3 protein-coding genes are annotated in these 2,318 nt (G+C 43.9%); all 3 read left to right on the top strand.

What is annotated here, in order from left to right:
- Positions 1-11: 11 nt before the first annotated feature.
- Positions 12-134 carry a hypothetical protein gene (locus AC3DOM_RS17540; RefSeq protein WP_487920332.1) on the top strand — a complete coding sequence of 41 codons (123 nt, stop codon included), beginning with the start codon at positions 12-14 and terminating at the stop codon, positions 132-134.
- A gap of 134 nt (positions 135-268) precedes the next feature.
- On the top strand, positions 269-1,081 hold the full coding sequence (locus tag AC3DOM_RS17535) for a ZIP family metal transporter (RefSeq protein WP_487920331.1): 813 nt from the start codon (positions 269-271) through the stop codon (positions 1,079-1,081).
- A 197-nt stretch (positions 1,082-1,278) separates the two neighbouring features.
- Positions 1,279-1,698: a GNAT family N-acetyltransferase gene (locus AC3DOM_RS17530; RefSeq protein ID WP_487920330.1), complete on the top strand. Its 420-nt coding sequence runs from the start codon at positions 1,279-1,281 to the stop codon at positions 1,696-1,698.
- Positions 1,699-2,318 lie beyond the last annotated feature (620 nt).

The following is a 2,318-nucleotide window of genomic DNA, read 5'->3' as shown; positions in this document are numbered from 1 at the left end:
TCGGAAATAATTTGCATATCAGGGCTTATTATCAAACCCAAAGTATTTTGGGAATCATCTACTGGTATTTGCTTCTGCCCTTCCACGGTTATATATTCAAGGATTTACTCAAAGAAATTATCCGGCAAAGGTAATCCGTAGACTCAATTTTCAACAAATAAACAAGTGAAAAATATCTGGGATTAATACCAGATTATTCCTTTTCTGGCGTAAAATCATTCTACCGTCAAATACTCATCGAAGTTTCCTGAAAGAGGAGTAAATTGTTATGATTGAATGGCTTAGCACACTAAATCCCGTTATCCAGGCTCTCATGGGCACATTATTTACATGGTTCTTAACCGCCCTTGGCGCTGGTGCGGTTTTTACCTTCAAAACCATAAATCGACGTCTATTGGACACCATGCTTGGCTTTGCTGCCGGAGTAATGATTGCAGCCAGCTTTTGGTCCCTTCTGGCTCCAGCAATTGAGATGAGCGAAGAAGGATCACTTCCCAGGTGGGTCCCTGCGCTCGTAGGATTTTTAGTGGGTGGCGCTTTCCTTTGGGGCACTGACAAATTGTTACCTCACTTACATATGGGAATGCCCACCAGTGAAGCCGAAGGTGTCAAAACTTCCTGGGAACGAAGTATATTATTAATTCTGGCTATCACTCTGCATAATATTCCAGAAGGCCTTGCAGTTGGCGTAGCTTTTGGTGCAGCAGCCGCGGACTTTCCTTCTGCTTCAATTACAGGCGCAGTTGCGCTGGCAATCGGGATCGGGTTACAAAACTTTCCTGAGGGTGCAGCAGTATCAATTCCCCTGCGCCGTGAAGGATGGACACGCTTAAAAAGCTTTTGGTACGGGCAGATGTCCGGCATGGTCGAACCGATCGCCGGCGTGCTTGGGGCGGCAGCCGTCTTATTCATCCGTCCAATTTTGCCCTACGCATTGGCTTTTGCCGCTGGTGCAATGATATATGTGGTCGTCGAAGAATTGATCCCTGAATCACAGATGTCGAGGGATGTCCACTCATCTACAATTGGCGCAATGCTCGGTTTTGCGGTGATGATGACACTGGATGTGGCTCTTGGATGAGTAATCCAATTAACACCTCAATGTCACTCCATCAAAAAGGCTCTCGAGATTGAGAGCCTTTTTGGCGTATTGGGTTAATTTCATCATCCTTACTTCAAGACGATTTCATAAGTCTGGGGTTATTTCTATTGTAAGTGAGAGAAATTTCACATACAATTATTATGATCTGCTGGACAGGATCATCGGAGGAGGTAGCAATGGGTTATTTAATTGAAGAAATGTTTCTCTCACATTTTGATCAAACGATGCAATTGTGGAGAACCTCAGATGGGGTACATTTGAAAAGCGTCGATTCACGTGAGACAATCGGTCGTTTTCTGAAAAGAAACTCTGGGCTAAGCTATGTGGCTATTGAAAATAATAAGGTGATCGGGGCTGTGCTTTGCAGCCATGATGGCCGGATTGGCTTTCTAACCCATCTGGCCGTTGATCCGGATTATCGACGCCAGGGGATCGGTCGCTCGTTGGTTGGTCGCTGTCTATATGCGCTGATGGGGATTGGGATCAGCCAATGCGCCCTGATGCTTTTTGAAGAAGATCAAAATGCGCTCAATTTTTTCAAAACAATCGCTCTTTCTGGGCGCGTTGAAATGCTCATGATGAAAAAACTGGAATAATTCCCTCCCAGGAATCGAAAATGCTGAGAAGTCTCTCTCAGCATTTTCATGGTTATTAGTGGCGGTCCCGACGGGAGCGCAACTTGCAGTGCGTAACAAATTTACGCTTATTTCCGACAATCAATGAGTGTGAATAAAAGGCGGGAAACTCTTTAGGAGACAAAACTCTCATTCAAGAACTTCCACGTTCTCCATTCTAAATACATCTCTATTGCTCGTCAATGGCTGACCGTAAAAGACGAGACTTATGTCCTTTATTTGTAGATTTCAGCAGATTCTTTGTACTCATAGCAGGAAGTGTTGTAGAGCATACCTTGACCTTGGTGCTAAATTACTTACAAACAATGAGATGTTGCTCCAGCGCTCATCTCAAAGGCGATGCAAAGGCCAGCTGCATGGTTGCCCAACCTCTATATAGTATGTTTTTCCACCATTTATATTATAGGGCGTGCAATAATGTGGTTTTAAATCACTGCTACCCGCAGACGAAATTTACACCCGTATATTCGATTTATACTGCCCGGAGAAAGTTTTGGTTTCTTTGTAGCCACATTTTCTCACTTTGCACTGATAGAAATTAAATCCAATTTTTCTTCTTCCAACGCTCAATCAAAGCTAAA

The organism is Candidatus Desulfolinea nitratireducens (assembly GCF_982879505.1).
Note: the sequence above shows the minus strand (reverse complement) of the source record. Positions and strands in the feature narration are given on the sequence as shown.

Excerpts from the sequence above, each read along its gene's own strand:
- AC3DOM_RS17530 (WP_487920330.1), top strand. The coding sequence starts at position 1,279 with ATGGGTTATTTAATTGAAGAAATGTTTCTCTCACATTTTGATCAAACG.
- AC3DOM_RS17535 (WP_487920331.1), top strand. The coding sequence starts at position 269 with ATGATTGAATGGCTTAGCACACTAAATCCCGTTATCCAGGCTCTCATG.